13 protein-coding genes are annotated in these 14,171 nt (G+C 71.1%); 12 read left to right on the forward strand and 1 reads right to left on the reverse strand.

The window, feature by feature from the left end:
• Positions 1–4: 4 nt before the first annotated feature.
• The 8 genes from H537_RS49060 to H537_RS0111530 all read left to right on the forward strand — a co-directional run bounded on the left by H537_RS49060 (position 5) and on the right by H537_RS0111530 (position 10,003).
• Entirely contained in the window at positions 5–595 is a 591-nt protein-coding gene (locus H537_RS49060) for an OmpA family protein (RefSeq protein ID WP_051242389.1), read from the forward strand.
• Positions 596–684: 89 nt separating this feature from the next.
• The gene (locus H537_RS42375) at positions 685–1,275 is read left to right on the forward strand and encodes an RNA polymerase sigma factor (protein WP_051242392.1); all 591 of its coding nucleotides are present in this window, start codon (positions 685–687) and stop codon (positions 1,273–1,275) included.
• Complete coding sequence (locus tag H537_RS0111505) at positions 1,272–1,934, forward strand: anti-sigma factor family protein (RefSeq protein ID WP_028998054.1); 663 nt, start codon at positions 1,272–1,274, stop codon at positions 1,932–1,934. The genes H537_RS42375 and H537_RS0111505 overlap by 4 nt, the downstream gene beginning before the upstream one ends.
• Before the next feature lie 27 nt (positions 1,935–1,961).
• A complete protein-coding gene (locus H537_RS42380) occupies positions 1,962–2,783 on the forward strand; it encodes a caspase family protein (protein ID WP_051242394.1) in 822 nt (273 codons plus the stop codon).
• Positions 2,784–3,105: 322 nt separating this feature from the next.
• Positions 3,106–6,180, forward strand: a complete 3,075-nt coding sequence (locus tag H537_RS0111515; RefSeq protein WP_238446664.1) for an NAD(P)-binding protein — start codon at positions 3,106–3,108, stop codon at positions 6,178–6,180.
• Positions 6,164–7,924: a GGDEF domain-containing protein gene (locus H537_RS42385; RefSeq protein WP_028998056.1), complete on the forward strand. Its 1,761-nt coding sequence runs from the start codon at positions 6,164–6,166 to the stop codon at positions 7,922–7,924. Before H537_RS0111515 ends, H537_RS42385 begins: the two co-directional genes overlap by 17 nt.
• Positions 7,917–9,650 carry a GGDEF domain-containing protein gene (locus H537_RS42390; RefSeq protein ID WP_051242395.1) on the forward strand — a complete coding sequence of 578 codons (1,734 nt, stop codon included), beginning with the start codon at positions 7,917–7,919 and terminating at the stop codon, positions 9,648–9,650. The genes H537_RS42385 and H537_RS42390 overlap by 8 nt, the downstream gene beginning before the upstream one ends.
• 125 nt (positions 9,651–9,775) lie before the next feature.
• On the forward strand, positions 9,776–10,003 hold the full coding sequence (locus H537_RS0111530; RefSeq protein WP_028998057.1) for a hypothetical protein: 228 nt from the start codon (positions 9,776–9,778) through the stop codon (positions 10,001–10,003).
• Between the two features lie 144 nt (positions 10,004–10,147).
• Here H537_RS0111530 and H537_RS0111535 read toward each other — a convergent pair whose 3' ends face one another.
• The gene (locus tag H537_RS0111535; protein ID WP_043458591.1) at positions 10,148–11,047 is read right to left on the reverse strand and encodes a LysR substrate-binding domain-containing protein; all 900 of its coding nucleotides are present in this window, start codon (positions 11,045–11,047) and stop codon (positions 10,148–10,150) included.
• A 132-nt stretch (positions 11,048–11,179) separates the two neighbouring features.
• On the opposite strand from H537_RS0111535, the gene H537_RS0111540 reads away from it, so the two are divergent.
• The 4 genes from H537_RS0111540 to H537_RS0111555 form a co-directional block, all read left to right on the forward strand.
• Positions 11,180–11,929, forward strand: a complete 750-nt coding sequence (locus tag H537_RS0111540; RefSeq protein WP_028998059.1) for an SDR family NAD(P)-dependent oxidoreductase — start codon at positions 11,180–11,182, stop codon at positions 11,927–11,929.
• An 87-nt stretch (positions 11,930–12,016) separates the two neighbouring features.
• Positions 12,017–13,003 carry a TRAP transporter substrate-binding protein gene (locus H537_RS0111545; RefSeq protein ID WP_028998060.1) on the forward strand — a complete coding sequence of 329 codons (987 nt, stop codon included), beginning with the start codon at positions 12,017–12,019 and terminating at the stop codon, positions 13,001–13,003.
• Positions 13,004–13,249: 246 nt separating this feature from the next.
• The gene (locus H537_RS42395; RefSeq protein WP_051242397.1) at positions 13,250–13,804 is read left to right on the forward strand and encodes a TRAP transporter small permease; all 555 of its coding nucleotides are present in this window, start codon (positions 13,250–13,252) and stop codon (positions 13,802–13,804) included.
• A partial coding sequence (locus tag H537_RS0111555; RefSeq protein WP_028998061.1) for a TRAP transporter large permease subunit occupies positions 13,801–14,171 on the forward strand: 371 nt, incomplete at its 3' end. The genes H537_RS42395 and H537_RS0111555, both read left to right, overlap by 4 nt.

Below are 14,171 nucleotides of genomic sequence, written 5' to 3' on the forward strand. Positions count from 1 at the left end.
CACCATGACGAAGCGCATCACCTTTGCCGCCACGGTGGCCGTGGCGCTGGCGGCGGCGGCCGCCCTCGTCGCCGTCGACCCGGCCGGGGCGCAATCGGTGCGGCTCTACGGCGCGGACGAGGCCGTGGATCCGAAGGACGTGGCCGCCATCCTGGCCGCGCCCCCCGCCCATCAACCCAAGTTCCGCGGCCTGCGCCTGCTCGACGAGGCCTCGCCAGCGCGGGAAGCCATCACGACTGCCGCCGAGCCCGCGGCCGACGCCGGCGCGCTGGCGCTGCCGGTGCGCTTCGGCTTCAACTCCGCCGACATCGATCCCGCCGCGCGGCGCCAGCTCGACGCGCTGGCCCAGGGCATCCGGCTGCTGCCGGCCGAGCGGGCCGTGCGCATCGAAGGGCACACCGACGCCGTCGGCGGCGAGGACTACAACGAGCGGCTGTCGCAGCGCCGCGCCCAGGCGGTGCGGCAGTACCTGGTGTCGCAGCACGGCATCGCGCCGCAGCGGCTGCATGCCGTGGGCCTGGGCGAGCTCGCGCCGCTGGCCGGGCTCGATCCCGACGCGCCGCAGAACCGGCGCGTGCAATTCCGCGGCGAGTGAGCCCCACCCGGCGCGCGGTTTTCAATCCTTCAAGGCGGCCTCTACCATGAGCCTTCCATCCCTGCTCGTGCCTTCGGTGCGCTCCCCCCATGGACAACGACGAGGTGCTGCGCCTGCTGGGGCGCATCGGACAGGGCGACGAGGTGGCCTTCCGGGAGCTGTACCGGGCCTTCTCGCGCCGGCTCTATGCCTACGTGATCAGGAAACTCGGTAACGAAGCCCAAGCGGAGGAAATCGTGGCCGACACCCTGTACGAAGTCTGGAAGGCACCCGCGCGCTTTCGCGGCGAGTCGCAGTTCAGCACCTGGATCATCGGCATCGCGCGCAACAAGGTGCTGATGGCCTTCCGCTCGCGCAAGCCCGACGCGGTGTACGAGGATTTGCAGGAGATCGCCGAGGTCATCGCCAGCCAGGACGCCGGCGCCTTCGAGCAGCTGGCGCAGCGCCAGCGCCGCGAGGGCGTGCAGCACTGCATGGAGCGGCTCTCGGACGACCACCGCGAAGCCATCCACCTCGTGTTCTACGAGGGGATGTCGCTGGCGGAGGTGGCGCAGGTGCAGTCCTGCCCCGAGAACACCGTCAAGACCCGGCTTTTCCACGCGCGGCAGAAGCTGCGCAACTGCCTGAAGCTGCTGCTGGAGCGCGAAGGCGGCGGATCGCTCACCGGAGCAGCGCCATGAACGACGAACGACTGGAAGAACTGCTGCCGTTCTACGTCAACGGCACGCTGGGCAACGCCGAGCGCGAGCAGGTGGAGAGCTATTTGCAGGCGCATCCCGAGGCGCAGGCGGAGGCGCAGTGGCTGCGCTCGCTGCAGGCCAAGGTGCGCGAGGACGTGCCGCCGGTGTCCGCCGAGGTGGGCCTGGAGCGGGCGCTGCAGCGCATCCGCACCGAGGGCCCGGCGCCGCAGGGCGTACGGCACGCGGCGCAGCCGGGCTTCGGCAGGAAGCTGCGTGGCTGGCTCGCCGCGCTGGTGCCGCAGGCCGTGCTGCGGCCCGCGCTGGCCGGCGCGGTGGCGCTGGTGGCGGTGCAGGGGGTGGCGATCCTGCAGCTCATGGAGCGCAACGAGGACGCCAGCACCGAGCTGCGCGCGCTGCGCGGCAGCGTGGTGGAGCAGGGGCCGTATCTGAAGCTCAACTTCAAGGCCGACGCGCGCGAGGCCGACATCCGGCTGCTGCTGGTCAACATCCACGGCAGCCTGGCTGCCGGGCCCGGGCAGCTGGGCGACTACTACGTGCGCGTGCCGGCGCAGCAGATCGACGCCATCACCGCGCAGCTCAAGGGCGATCCCATCGTGGAAGGCCTGCAGGTGGTGGACGGGCTGCCGGCGCGGCAGTGATCGAGCTTCAAAGGGAGTGACTTCAGGATGCAGCCGCTTCGACGCACCCTGTGCCTGAGCGCCTTGCTGGCCGCGGCCGGTATGCGCGCGGCCACTGCCGCGCCGGCCGAGCGCCGCGTGGCGCTGGTGATCGGCAACAGCGCCTACCGCGTGGGGCCGCTGAAGAACCCCGCGGCCGATGCGCAGGCCATGGCCGGCGCGCTGCGCAACCTGGCCTTCGAGGTCGCGCTGGTGCAGGACGCCTCGATGCGCGACCTCATCGAGGCCTTCCGCCGCTTCTCGCTGGACACGCGCAACGCCGCCGTGCGGCTGATCTTCTACGCCGGCCACGGCGTGCAGGTGAAGGGCCGCAACTACCTGCTGCCGGTGGACACCGAGATCCGCGCCGAGGAGGAGGTGCCGGCCAAGAGCGCCGACCTCAACGAGCTGCTGGAGCGGCTGGGCACGCTGCCGCAGGGCATCAATATCGTCATCCTCGACGCCTGCCGCAACAACCCGTTCTCCGGCGCGGAGATCCTGGGGCCCGACGGGCGGCGCCTGAAATTCCGCGGCGCCACGCCGGCCGGGCTGGCGCCGGTGGAGGCGCCACTGGGGTCGATGGTGGCCTTCTCCACGGCGCCGGGCGGCGTGGCGCTGGACAACCCCAAGGAGGCGCACAGCCTCTACACCAAGCACCTGCTGGGCGCGCTGCAGACGCCGGGGCTGCCCATCGAGATGCTGTTCAAGCAGGTGCGCCTGAGCGTGGCGCGCGAGACCGGGCGCGTGCAGGTGCCCTGGGAAAGCTCCAGCCTCACCGGCGATTTCTGCTTCAAGCCGGGCCCGGGCGGCGGCTGCACCGTGCTGCGCTGAGCCGAGCTGAGCGGCCCGCGCCGCCCGGGACGTTGTGCCGCGGAGGCTGGGGGCCGCAGGAAAACTTTCCGGACAACGCCGCGCCCGTGGCGCCTCTCCACTGGCGCCGGCTGCCAGGGCTTTGGCCTCGCACGGCAGCGCCTGGAAATTCGCCGCCCGGTAGTGACACCCGTCACGCTGCAGTGCGCCGCAGCAATTGAGGCCGTATCGCAAAAAAGGTGACTGGCTACACTGCGCCTTCCGATTACACCAAGTAACAGGTGATATGGCGCAGCGTCCGGACTTCCTTTACCCCGCGGGTTCCGTGCTGATGCATCCGCCCATGCAGATGCAGCGCGTGCGCATGTACGGCTTCTGGGTGCGCGGCGAGCTGGAGCGGCTGCAGGCCACGGTAGACGAGACGCTGACGAGCGTGGCCGGCGGTGCGATGCGCTTCCAGGTGCTGTCGCCGTACGTGCTGGTGAGCTTCGCGCGCCTGGGGCACGCCTTCTCGTCCTGGCCCACGGACGAGGCCAAGGGCTGGGGAGAGGAGACCGACGTCGTCACGTGGGTCCTGGTGGGGCAGGTGAACGCGGGCAGCCGCGGCGTCGATGCGGTGTTCATGTACCCGTGCCACATCTGGGTCGACGACTGCATGGCGCTCATCAACGGGCGCGAGATCTACGGCTACACGAAGTACATGGCCGAGTGCACGCTGCCGCCGCCGGACGCGCCGGCGACGCGCTTCGCGGTGGCGGCCAAGGGCTTCGAGCCCTTCTCGCCCGACTCGCGGCTGCAGATGCACCCGCTGCTGGAGGTCACGGCCACGGGCGAGGGCCCGCACACGGTGCTGGGCCGGCTGGACGACCTCATCGAGCAGGCCATCGAGCTCATGGAAGCCGATCTGCCCGGGCTGCTGGCGCTGGACCGCCAGGGCTGGGAGGACGCGGTGCGGCTGCTGCGCGCGCACAGCTTCGAGCAGATCTTCCTGAAGCAGTTTCCCGACGCCACGGGCCGCAAGGCGGTGTACCAGGCGGTGGTGGCGGCGCCGGTGCAGGTCAAGGCGGTGCACGAGGTGCGGCTGCTGGGCGCCGAGTACCAGTGCCAGGTGCACCGTTTCGCCAGCTTCCCGCTGGACCGCTCGCTGGGCCTGCAGCTGGGCACGCAGCCCGCGCTGCTGCCCTTTGCCGTGGAGTTCGACTTCGAGCTGCCGCCGGGCCACGAGATCCATGACAACTCGAGCATCGCGCCGGAGAAGATCGCCGTCATCGGCGGCGGCGCCGGCGCGCTGACCGCCGCGTTCTTCCTCAGCGACGAACCCGGCTGGCAGAACCGGCGCGAGATCACCGTCTACCAGCCGGGCTGGCGCCTGGGCGGCAAGGGCGCGAGCGGGCGCAACGCGCTGCAGGGCCAGCGCATCGAGGAGCACGGGCTGCACATCTGGTTCGGCTTCTACGCCAATGCCTTCCAGGTGATGCAGCGCGCCTACGGGCTGCTGGACCGCCCGCCCGGAGCGCCGCTGGCGACCTGGGACGAGGCCTTCAAGCCGCAGGACTTCATCACGTTGACCGAGCGCGTGGGCGAGCACTGGGCGCTGTGGCCCATCGAGCTGCCGCCCATGCCGGGCGTGCCGGGCCAGGGCACCGAGAAGGTGGACCTGTGGCGCCTGATGGTCACCGCGCACGGCTGGCTGCGGCAGTGGGTGGCGGAGCTGGTGCGCCACGCCTGCCCGGACGAGCCGCCGCCGGTGGCCGACGAGCCCGATGCGCAGGGCGTGGCGGGCTGGCTGCATCACCTGGCCCTGCACGTGAGCCATGACGCGAAGGTGCTGGCGGCGGATGCCCGGGTCTGCCTCGACGCCCTCGTGGCCGCCACCCTGGCGCTGTCGCAGGTGGTGGATCCGCACCTGGAGCTGCCGCGGCACCTGGCCGCGCTGAAGGAGCTGCACGCCTGGCTGCAGCGCCACTTCGCCGAGCACGCCGCCAACGACACCGTCGGCCCGCTGCGGCGCCAGTTCGTGATGTCGGACCTGGGCTTCGCCATCCTCATCGGCATGCTTGAGGACCACGTGCCCGAGCGCGGCTGCGACGTGCTCAACGACGAGGAGTTCAGCGCCTGGCTCAGGCGCCATGGCGCCAACGAGGTGCTGACGGTGGGTTCCGCGCTGGTGCGGGGCCTGTACGACCTGGTCTTCGCCTACGAGGACGGGGACGCGCAGCGCCGCAACATCGAGGCCGGCACCATGCTGCGCGGCGTGCTGCGCATGGCCTGCGACTACCGCGGCGCCTTCATGTGGAAGATGCAGGCCGGCATGGGCGACGTGGTGTTCACGCCGCTGTACCAGGTGCTCAAGCGCCGCGGCGTGAAGTTCGCCTTCTTCCACGAGGTGGAGGCGCTGGTCCCGGGCAGCGGCGACACGGTGGACCAGATCCACGTGCGCCGCCAGATCGACCTGGCCCCGGGCGTGGCGGCTTACGAGCCGCTGGTGGACGTCAAGGGGCTGCCCTGCTGGCCCAGCGAGCCGCTGGCGGCGCAGCTGGACCCGGCGCAGGCCGGGCTGCTGCAGGACGGCATGTACGACCTCGATTCGCACTGGTCGGACTGGCCCGAGCGCTTCGAGCGCGCCTTCGGCCGGCCGCTGCCGCGCGTGACGCTGCAGCGCGGCGTGGACTTCGACAAGGTGGTGTTCGGCGCCTCGGTGGCCTCGGTGCCGGTGCTGGCGCCGGAACTCGTGGCGCGCAGCCCGGCGCTGGCCGGCTGCGTGGCCCACGTGAAGGCGGTGGCGACGCAGGCTTTCCAGGCCTGGACGGTGCCGGACCTGCGGGGGCTGGGCTGGACGCTGTACGGCGAGGACGGGCAGGAGCCGGTGCTCACGGGCTACAGCGAGCCTTTCGACACCTGGTGCCCGATGGACCAGGTGCTGTGCCGCGAGGACTGGCCCGCGCAGTCGGCACCGGGCAACGTCTCCTACTTCTGCAGCGTGCTGCAGGTGCGGGACTACCCGCCCGCGTTCGACCACGGCTTCCCGGCACGCATGAAGCGCCAAGTCAAGGAAGCGGCGCAGCTGTGCCTGGAGCGCCAGGCCCAGCTGTTGTGGCCGGCCACCGCCACGCCGCAGGGCTTCGACTGGAACGCGCTCTACGACCTGAGCGGCGGTACCGGCGTGCGCCGCCTGGACAGCCAGTACTGGCGCGCCAACGTCGACCCTTCCGAGCGCTACGTGCAGTCCGTCGTGGGCAGCACCCGCTACCGCTTGGCCACCGACGGCAGCGGCTTCAGCAACCTCTTCCTGGCCGGGGACTGGATCCGCACCGGCCTCAACGCGGGCTGCGTGGAGGCGGCGGTGATGTCGGGCATGCAGGCCTCGCGCGCCATCTGCGGGCACCCGGCCGTGATCGCCGGTGAGCAGGACGGCTGAACCGGCCCGGGCCGGGCACCGCGGCGCGACGCCGCTGCACTGGGTCCTGGCACTGGCGCTGCTGCTGTGGGCGCTGTGTGCCCCGGCCGCCACGCCGCCGGCGCCCGTGCCGCTCGATCCGGCCGACGAGGTGAACCTGCTCCCCCGCGGCCGGCTGTACGAGGCCGACGGCAGCGCTCCCCCGGCGGCGGCGGAGCAGATCGACGCCTGGCTGTCGCGGCTCAAGCCGGCCACGGGCGTGGACCCGCTGGGCGGGCGCTACTGGCTGCACGCCGTGGTGCGCAACGACTCGACCACCACGCGCTGGGTGCTCGATCCGCACGCCAGCCTGGTCGAGCGCATCGAGGCCCACGTGCTGCAGGCCGGGCAGCCGCCGCAGCGCTTTTCCTCCGGCTACGTGGCCGAGCAGCTGCAGTACATGCTGCACTACGGCGGCAACGTGGCGCTGGCGCCCGGGGCGGTGGCGCACGTGCTGCTGTACATGGAGAGCCCTTACTTCGCCCGCACCCCGCGGGTGGGCATGATCACGCAGGCCGGCTACCGCTCCGTGGTGCTGACCGAGAACCTGCTCATGCTGTGGGCGCTGGGCGCGGTCCTGACGCTGGCGCTCTACAACCTGTTCCTGTTCTGGGGCACGCGCGACCGGGCGCTGCTGTACTACGCGCTGTACATGCTGTCCCTGCTGGCCGGCTGGACGCTGACGCTGCACATCGGCGCGCAGTGGCTGGGCTGGCACGACCTGCGCTGGCACTACGTCGGCCTGTTCCTGCTGCCGGTGTTCAACCCGCTGTTCTGCATCCACTTCCTGCAGATGCGGCGCCTGACCCCGGTGCTGACGCGGCTGGCGTGGGGCATCGTGGTGCTGGCGCTGCTGCTGCTGCCCAGCTGCTTCCTCGCGCTGTCGGTGGCGCACCTGCTGTGCTCGGCGGTGATCTCGCTGTTCCTGCCGCTGGCCATCGTCGCGGGCTGGAAGAGCCTGCGCTCGGGCTTCAGGCCGGCGCGCTACTTCCTGGCCGGCTTCCTGGTCCTGGCCGCGCCCGGGGCCATCCTGCTGCCGGCCAACCTGGGTTTCTTCGACACCCCGGTGCGCAATCCCGAGCTGCTGTCGCTGCTGGGCTGCGCGGTCGACGGGCTGCTGCTGGCCCTGGCGCTGGCCGACAAGATCCGGCTGCTGGCGCACCAGAAGGACGAGTACCTGCATCGCCTGAACCACGCGCTGGACCAGACCCGCACCGACCACCTCACCGGCATCCTCAACCGCCACGCCTTCGACCAGATGGTGGCGCAGGCGCTGGCCACCGGGCCCGGCGGCGCCGGGGCGCGGCGGGTGCTGCTGGCGATCATCGACCTCGACGGGCTCAAGACGATCAACGACACCCAGGGCCACACGCAGGGCGACGCGCTGCTGTGCGCCTTCGCGCGGCTGCTGGAGACGCTGCGCGACGAGGGCACGGCGGTGTTCCGCCTGGGCGGCGACGAGTTCGCGGTGCTGGGCCGGGCGGACGACGCGGGGCGGCTGCGCACCGCGCTGCCCCGGCTGGAGGCGCGGCTGCGCGCGGCCGGCTTCCACGACAGCGGCGTGAGCTTCGGCCTGGCCCTGGGCCACGAAGCGCCTTCGACGGAGGCGCTGCTCCATCTGGCGGACGAGCGCATGTACGCCCACAAGGCAGGCAAGGGCGCCGCGCGCCGCGCACCGCCGCTGCCGACCGACGCGGGCGAGTCCCCGCTGCAACACCATGTCTGAGCCCCGGCTGCTGCGCCTGCTGGTCGCCCTGCTGCTCCTGCTGGTGCTGGGCGTGTCGCGGGCCGATCTGCCAGCGCCCGTGCCCCTCGATCCGGCCGGCGAGGTGGACCTGATCCTGCACGGCCGGCTGTACCAGGCCGACGGCAGCGCGCCCCCGGCGGCGGTGGAGCAGCTTGACGGCTGGCTGTCGCGGCTCAAGCCGGCCGCGACCGTGCACCTGCTGGGCGGTCGCTACTGGCTGCACGCCGTGGTGCGCAACGATTCGAGCGCCACGCGCTGGGTGCTCGACCCGCATGCCAGCCTGATCGAGCGCATCGAGGCCTACGTGCTGCAGGCCGGGCAGCCGCCGCAGCGCTTTTCCTCCGGCTACGTGGCCGAGGAGCCGCAGTACCTGCTGCACTACGGCGGCGACGTGGCGCTGGCGCCCGGGGCGGTGGCGCACGTGCTGCTGTACATGGAGAGCCCCTACTACGCCCGCGTGCCCCGCGCGACGCTGCTCACCCAGGACGCCTACCGCCACGTCGTGCTGACGGAGAACCTGCTGGTGCTGTTCTCGCTGGGCACGCAGGTGACGTTGGCGCTCTACAACCTGTTCCTGTTCTGGGGCACGCGCGACCGGGCGCTGCTGCACTACGCGCTGTTCATGCTGTGCTCGGCGGTGGCCTGGGGGCTGTCCTTCCATCTCGGGGCCCAGGGCCTGCAGTGGTTCGACCTGCGCTGGCACTTCGTGGGCTTCTTCCTGCTGCCGGTGTTCAACGGCTGGTTCTGCATCCGCTTCCTGCAGCTGCCGCGCCTGGCACCGCGGCTGGCGCGGCTGACGTACTTCACCATCGCGCTGTCGCTGGCACTGCTGCCCATCAGCTTCCTGGCGCTGCCGCTGGCGAACTCGCTGTGCTCGCTGCTCACCTTGCTGGCGCTGGCGCTGACCGGCAGCGCGGTCTGGAAGAGCCTGCGCTCGGGCTTCGAGCCGGCGCGCTACTTCCTGGCGGGCTTCCTGGTCCTCCTCGTGCCCGCGGCCATCCTGCTGCTGGCCAACCTGGACTTCATGGACACCCCGGTGCGCAATCCCGAGGTGCTGACCGTCCTGGGCGTCAGCGCCTACGGGCTGCTGCTGGCCTTCGCCCTGGCCGACAAGGTGCGGCTGCTGGCGCGGCAGAAGGACGAGTACCTGCGGCGCCTGGACCGCGCGCTGGACCAGACCCGCACCGACCACCTCACCGGCATCCTCAACCGCCACGCCTTCGACCAGATGCTGGCGCAGGCGCTGGCGCCCGAGCGCAGCGAGGCGCAGGTGCAGCGGACGCTGCTGGCGATGATCGACCTCGACGGGCTCAAGGCGATCAACGACACCCAGGGCCACACGCAGGGCGATGTGCTGCTGTGCGCCTTCGCACGGTTGCTGCGCACGCTCTGCGACCAGCGCACGGCGGTGTTCCGCCTGGGGGGCGACGAATTCGCGGTGCTGGGCCACGCGAGCGACGAGGCCAGGCTGTGCGCCGCGCTGCCGGTGCTGGAGCGGCGGCTGCGCGCGAAGGGCTTCCCCGCCAGCGGCGTGAGCTTCGGCATGGCTTTCGGCTACGAGGCGCAGACGGCCGAGGCGCTGATCCAGCGCGCCGACAACCGCATGTACGCCCACAAGGCCAGCAAGCGCGCCAACCGGTCGCTCGCGGCGGAAGCTCCTCGCAGGCGTGCCGCCGACCGGTCTGCGGTGCGCGACGGCGGCTGAAGCGCCTTTGTGACCTTCTTCACGCGCGTGCCGGCCACCTTCGGCGCGAAGCTTCCACTGCATGAACAGCGGCGCGCTCGCCCGCAACCCAAGGGCATCGATCCACCGCTTTCAAGGAGCCTTCCATGAACGCCTCGATGCTGAGCCTGCAGGACCACGCCGAAGCCGCCTACGAGCTGCGCTACAGCTCGCTGCTGGAACAGGACCGCGTCTTCGCCTTCCCCTGCGACGAGGCCGGCCACGTGGACATCGACGCGCTGGACGTCCATACCCGGCTGAACTATTTCTACGCCCGCACCGTCATCGGCCGCGAGTTCGCGCGCCCCGTCGTCGCGCCGGTGACGCTGCACTGAGCGCCGCTTCGTGACGCCCCCAAGCGCCCGGTCGCGCTGAGCTTGTCCAAGTGCCTGCCGCGCTCATGCGAGCCGCGGGCCCTTCGACAAGCCCAGGGCGAGCGGAGAAACCACCTCCCAGGCCACCGGCGTGCGCGCCTGTGCTCAGTCCGCCGCCTCCGGCTGCGGCACCTGCGTCTGCATCCAGCGCAGGAACTGCGCCACCTCGTGGCGCTGCTCGTGCCGCGGCGGGTAGACCAGGAAGTGCGCCTTCACCGGCAGGTGCAGCCGCTCGTCGAACACCGGCCGCAGCCACCCGGCCCGGATGTGGCCGGCGGCGATGGTGCTGCTCTCCAGCGCCACGCCCAGGCCCTGCAGGGCCGCGTCCAGCGCGAGCTGCGCGCGGTCGAAGCGCAGCGCGAAACGCTCCACCGGCGCCTCCACGCCCTGCGCCGTGAGCCAGTCGGCCCACTGCACCACGCTGACGGTGGACTGGATCAGCGGCGCCTGCAGCAGCTCCGCCGGCTCGCGCAGCCGGTAGCGCTCGATGAAGGCCGGCGAGGCCAGCGGCAGGATGTGCTCCTCGAACAGCGGGCGCACCGTCAGCCCGGGCCAGCTGGGCACGCCGTAGCGGATGTCCAGGTCCACCTGCCCCAGCGCGAAGTCGCTGTGCTGGTGCGAGGCCGACAGGAACAGCGAGACCCCCGGATGCGCCTGCGCGAAATGGCCCAGCCGCGGCATAAGCCACAGGCTGGCCAGGCTGGGCGTGGAGTGCACGTACAGCGTGTTGCGCACGCCCTGGCGCACGTCGTCGCTGGCGGCGGTCAGTGCCTCCAGCGCGCCGGAGACGCGCTGCAGGTACTTGGCGCCCACCTCGGTCAGCTCCACGCCGCGCGAGGAGCGCTCGAACAGCCGCGCGCCCAGGATCTCCTCCAGCCGCGCCACCTGGTGGCTGATGGCCGAGGCCGTGAGGTGCAGCTCGGTGGCGGCCAGCGCGAAGCTGCGCCGGCGCGCGACGGCCTCGAAAGCCAGCAGGGCAGGTAGCGGAGGCAACGACGTTCGCATGCGGATCTCTTGCTGCACTGCCGCATGAAAGAGCTTCATGCAGCCATGAAATCTTATCGCTTGAGCTCATGTGGAGGCGCCCGAAGAATGCGCCCCATTGCTTCCACAACAGCACACAGACGGAGACAAGCGATGCTTCTGAAGGACAAGGTGGCGGTCATCACCGGCGGTGCCGGCCTCAACGGGCTGGGCTTCGCGTCGGCGCGCATGCTCGCGGCGCAGGGCGCGCGCGTGGCGATCCTGGACCTGGCCGGCGCCAACCCCGCGGCGGCCGCGGCCGAGCTGGGCCCGCAGCACATCGGCGTGGTGGCCGACGTGACCGACAAGGCCTCCTGCGAGGCCGCCGCCCGCGAGGTGCTGCAGCGCCTGGGCCGCATCGACATCCTGCTCAACAACGCCGGCGTGACGCAGCCGCGCAAGACGCTGGACATCACGGGCGAGGACTACGACCGCGTGATGGACGTGAGCCTGCGCGGCACGCTGTACATGTCGCAGGCGGTGGTGCCGGCGATGCAGGCGCAGAAGAGCGGCTCGATCATCTGCATCTCCTCGGTGTCGGCGCAGCGCGGCGGCGGCATCCTGGGCGGCCCGCACTACTCGGCGGCCAAGGCCGGCGTGCTGGGCCTGGCGCGCGCCATGGCGCGCGAGTACGGCGCGGACAACATCCGCGTGAACTCGCTGACCCCGGGCCTGATCGCGACGGACATCAACAAGGGCAAGATCCCCGAGGAGAAGCGCGCCGCCATCCTCGATGGCATCCCGCTGGGCCGCATCGGCGACCCCGACGACGTCGCCGGCTGCGTGGTGTTCCTCGCCAGCGACCTCTCCAAGTACCTCACCGGCGTGACGCTGGACGTCAACGGCGGGATGCTCATCCACTGAGACCCGGCAGCCCCGCAGGCCCTAGGGCCGCGGGGCTTTTCTTCACCTGATTGACGCCGCAACAGACGGCAAGCACAGGAGACAAGCATGTTCCATCGCAGAACCCTCGGCGCCGCCGCCTTCGCGCTCGCCGCCACCCTGGCCCTGCCGGCGCTGGCCCAGAACGTCAAGCTCACGCTGGGCCACGGCGCCGCGCCGGGCAACCCGCGCCACGAGGCGGCGGTGAAGTTCGCCGAGACGGTCAAGGCCAAGACCGGCGGGCGCATCGAGATCCAGGTCGCGCATTCCGCACAGCTCGGCGACGACGCTGCCATGGTCACCGCGCTGCGCTCGGGCACGCTGGACCTCTCGGCCAACAGCCAGGGCGCGCTGTCCACGGTGGTGCCGGAGTACGCCGCGCTGGGGCTGCCCTTCCTGTTCTCCGACGTGAAGCAGGCCTGGAGCCTGCTGGACGGCCCGGTGGGCGAGGAGCTGGCCAAGCGCACCGCGGCCAAGAACATGGTGGTGCTGGGCTACTGGGACAACGGCATCCGCCACGTCACCAACGGCAAGCGCCCGATCAAGGTGCCCGCCGATGCCAAGGGCCTGAAGCTGCGCACCCCGCCCGACGCGATGACGGTGGACATCGTGCAGGCGCTGGGCGCCGACGCGCAGCAGATCAAGTTCGCCGAGCTCTACGTGGCGCTGCAGCAGGGCGTGGTGGACGGGCAGGAGAACCCGCTGGCCAACATCGCCTCGGCTAAGCTGTACGAGGTGCAGAAGTACCTCTCGCTCACCGGCCACAAGTACGAGGTCACGCCCTTCCTGATGGGCAAGCGCGCGTGGGAAAAGCTCAGCCCGGCCGACCAGCAGGTGTTCAAGGACGCCGCGGCCGAGGCCACGCAACTGCAGCGCAAGCTCTCCAAGGAGGCCGACGAGAAGCTCGTGGCCGAGATCAAGGGCAAGGGCGTGCAGGTCGACAGCGTGGACCGCAAGGCCTTCATCGACGCCACCAAGCCGGTCTACGACAAGTGGTCCGCCGGCCCCAACGGCGACTTCGTCAAGCGCGTGGTGCAGCAGGCGCAGGCGCTGTAAGCGAAGCCTGTCAGCCAGAAACCGGCACGCCGCGCACCCCGATTCGTCATTCCCGCGAAGGCGGGAATCCAGGCAGCCCCCAAGTCAGCCCGAGGCTCACGGGTTGGCGTACCAACACCTAACCAGTGGCGTGCCTGCATGACCTCTACGTACTGGTGTGGGACCGCCTGGATTCCCGCCTGCGCGGGAATGACGAAGCAGTAGGCGGACGGCTCGGCTATCGGTAACCGACCTTGAGAGACCGCGATGTCCATCCTTCACTTCATCGACCGCTGCATCGGCTTCGCCTGCCGCGGCGTGCTGTACCTCACGCTGAGCGTGGTGTTCGTGATCCTGAGCGCCAACGTGGCGCTGCGCTACGCCATGGGCACCAGCATCGCCTGGGCCTCGGAGCTGCCCGAGCTGATGTTCCCCTGGATGATCATGGCCGGCGTGGTGCTGGCCGCGCAGCACGGCTCGCACATCGCCGTGGTGCTGGTGACGCAGAAGCTCGCGCCCGCGGCGCGGCGCTGGGTGCTGACGGCCGGCTCGCTGACCGTGGCGGCCCTGTACGGCGCCCTGGCCGCCATGGCCTGGCCGCTGATGGAGATAGCCGCCGACGAGCGCACGCCCATCCTGCAGGTGCCCGGCTCGGTCAGCGTCGGCTGCCTGATGCTGGGCTTCACGCTGCTGTCGCTGGTGACGCTGTGCAAGCTGCCCGAGATCTGGAGCGTGCGGGCGGAACACGAGGACACGGTTGAGGCCGCGACCGAAACGGCCCGCGAGCCGGCGGCCTTCACGGCGCAGGGAGCACAGGCATGACCGGCCTCATCATCGTCCTGTTCGTCGCCACGGCGCTGGCGTCCATCCCCATCGCGCACGCGCTGGTGCTCTCGGCCGTGGGCGGCCTGTTCATCCTCGACAAGGTGCCCGTGCACCTGGCCATCGAGCAGATGATTGCCCAGACGCAGAGCTTCCCGCTCATCGCCATCCCGTTCTTCATGATGACCGGCGCGCTCATGGTCAGCGGCCGCCTGGGCCAGAGCCTGGTCAACCTGCTGTCCATGATGATCGGCCGCGTGCACGGCGGCCCGGCCCAGGTCGGCGTGCTCTCCAGCACCATCTTCGGCGGCGTCTCGGGCTCGGCCGTGGCCGACGCCTCGGCCATCGGCTCCATGCTCATCCCCTG

The sequence above is a fragment of the Azohydromonas australica DSM 1124 genome, assembly GCF_000430725.1.
GTDB classification, from domain to species: Bacteria; Pseudomonadota; Gammaproteobacteria; order Burkholderiales; family Burkholderiaceae_C; genus Azohydromonas; species Azohydromonas australica.

What these genes read in the sequence shown, in the direction of transcription:
- H537_RS49060 (WP_051242389.1), top strand. Translation starts at nt 5, where the DNA reads ATGACGAAGCGCATCACCTTTGCCGCCACGGTGGCCGTGGCGCTGGCG.
- H537_RS42375 (WP_051242392.1), top strand. Translation starts at nt 685, where the DNA reads ATGGACAACGACGAGGTGCTGCGCCTGCTGGGGCGCATCGGACAGGGC.
- H537_RS0111505 (WP_028998054.1), top strand. Translation starts at nt 1,272, where the DNA reads ATGAACGACGAACGACTGGAAGAACTGCTGCCGTTCTACGTCAACGGC.
- H537_RS42380 (WP_051242394.1), top strand. Translation starts at nt 1,962, where the DNA reads ATGCAGCCGCTTCGACGCACCCTGTGCCTGAGCGCCTTGCTGGCCGCG.
- H537_RS0111515 (WP_238446664.1), top strand. Translation starts at nt 3,106, where the DNA reads ATGCAGATGCAGCGCGTGCGCATGTACGGCTTCTGGGTGCGCGGCGAG.
- H537_RS42390 (WP_051242395.1), top strand. Translation starts at nt 7,917, where the DNA reads ATGTCTGAGCCCCGGCTGCTGCGCCTGCTGGTCGCCCTGCTGCTCCTG.
- H537_RS0111530 (WP_028998057.1), top strand. Translation starts at nt 9,776, where the DNA reads ATGAACGCCTCGATGCTGAGCCTGCAGGACCACGCCGAAGCCGCCTAC.
- H537_RS0111535 (WP_043458591.1), bottom strand. Translation starts at nt 11,047, where the DNA reads ATGCGAACGTCGTTGCCTCCGCTACCTGCCCTGCTGGCTTTCGAGGCC.
- H537_RS0111540 (WP_028998059.1), top strand. Translation starts at nt 11,180, where the DNA reads ATGCTTCTGAAGGACAAGGTGGCGGTCATCACCGGCGGTGCCGGCCTC.
- H537_RS0111545 (WP_028998060.1), top strand. Translation starts at nt 12,017, where the DNA reads ATGTTCCATCGCAGAACCCTCGGCGCCGCCGCCTTCGCGCTCGCCGCC.
- H537_RS42395 (WP_051242397.1), top strand. Translation starts at nt 13,250, where the DNA reads ATGTCCATCCTTCACTTCATCGACCGCTGCATCGGCTTCGCCTGCCGC.